This window comes from Chitinimonas sp., assembly GCF_041904975.1.
Lineage (GTDB): Bacteria > Pseudomonadota > Gammaproteobacteria > Burkholderiales > Chitinimonadaceae > Chitinimonas.
Window position 1 is genome coordinate 1 of record NZ_JAYRLZ010000451.1, and the last position, 1,761, is coordinate 1,761.

A 1,761-nucleotide genomic window follows, 5' to 3' on the forward strand; every position below is an offset into this window, starting at 1 on the left:
GGCAGCAATCGCATTACTTCCGCAGCGGCGCAGACCGCTGCGTTTTCCACCCAAGCAGGAGATACATCATGTCCGAAGTCGTTATTGTTGCAGCACTGCGCACCGCCATTGGCTCTTTCGGCGGCAGCCTGGCCAAGGTGTCGGCGCCGGAGCTGGGCGCCACCGTGATCAAGGCCTTGCTGGAGAAAACCGGCGTGGCAGCTGACCAGATCAGCGAAGTGATCATGGGCAATGTGCTCACCGCTGGTCTTGGCCAGAATCCGGCACGTCAGGCCGTGATCAAGGCCGGTCTGCCGGTGGAAGTGCCGGCGCTGACCATCAACCAGGTGTGCGGCTCGGGCTTGAAGGCGATTCATCTGGCGGTGCAGTCCATCGTGTCGGGCGACAACGAGATCGTTATCGCCGGCGGCCAGGAAAACATGAATGCCGCGCCGCATCTGCTCAACAACAGCCGCGATGGCATCCGCATGGGCAATGGCACCCTGGTGGACAGCATGATGTATGACGGTCTGACCGATGTGTACAACCAGTACCCGATGGGCATGACGGCCGAGAATATCGCCAACAAGTATGCGATCAGCCGCCAGGAGCAGGATGAGCTGGCGCTGGCCTCGCAGAACAAGGCGGAGGCGGCACAGAAGGCCGGCAAGTTCGTCGATGAGATCGTTCCGGTGCTGATTCCGCAACGCAAGGGCGATCCGGTGGCCTTTGCCAGCGATGAATACATCAAGCACGGCACCACCATGGAGGCGCTGGCCAAGTTGCGTCCGGCCTTTACCAAGGAAGGTTCGGTCACCGCCGGCAATGCCTCGGGCATCAATGATGGCGCTGCTGCGGTGATGCTGATGTCGGCCGACAAGGCCAAGGCGCTGGGCCTCAAGCCCTTGGCGCGCATTGCCGGCTATGCATCGAGCGGGGTCGAGCCCAGCATCATGGGCATGGGCCCGGTGCCGGCAACGCAGCGTGCCTTGGCCCGTGCTGGCTGGACGCTGGACCAGATCGACCTGATCGAAGCCAATGAAGCATTTGCCGCCCAGGCGCTCGGCGTGGCGCGCGAACTGAAGTGGGACTGGAACAAGGTCAATGTCAATGGCGGCGCCATTGCCCTGGGCCACCCGATCGGCGCGTCCGGCTGCCGGGTACTGGTGACCCTGGTCCATGAGATGAACCGCCGCGACGCCAAGCGTGGTCTGGCTACCCTGTGCATCGGTGGGGGCATGGGTGTGGCGCTGTGTATCGAGCGCGCCTGATCCTGCGCTGAGGTGCTGACAACAGCCCGGCCCCGGCCGGGCTGTTTGCATTGGAAAACATGCTCGCCATTGACCTCAAGCCGACTTGAGCTTGGATACTCGTTCGCTTAAACAAACCGTGGAGCGAACACCATGCACGCGACAAGCTATCTGGAACACGCCAATCTGCAAGTGCAGGATATCGATGAAGCCAGCCATTTCATCCTGACGGCACTGCCGGATTGGCGCCTGCGCGGGCAGGGCGATATGGACTGGTTCGGCAAGCCGGTGCAATGGCGCCATCTCGGCAATGATCACGCCTATATCGCGCTGCAAAGCGGTGCAACCGAGCCGGCGGCGAATTGGCGGAACTGCAGCGCGAATGTCAAACATCTTGGGATGGTGGTGGCCTCCTTGCCGGCATTGCTGATGCGCCTTGAGGCTGCAGGCTATCTGCCCGATCATTGGGGGGCTAGCCACCCGCATCGCCGCAGCGTGTATTTTCTGAATCGCGACGGGATCCAGTTCGAAT

At 62.0% G+C, this 1,761-nt stretch carries 2 protein-coding genes; both read left to right on the forward strand.

Annotated elements, in window-relative coordinates; translation table 11 throughout:
• Window positions 1–68: 68 nt before the first annotated feature.
• A complete protein-coding gene (locus tag ACE3OH_RS22070) occupies window positions 69–1,250 on the forward strand; it encodes an acetyl-CoA C-acetyltransferase (RefSeq protein WP_374358405.1) in 1,182 nt (393 codons plus the stop codon).
• A 132-nt stretch (window positions 1,251–1,382) separates the two neighbouring features.
• The coding region (locus ACE3OH_RS22075; protein WP_374358407.1) for a VOC family protein at window positions 1,383–1,761 on the forward strand (379 nt) is incomplete at its 3' end.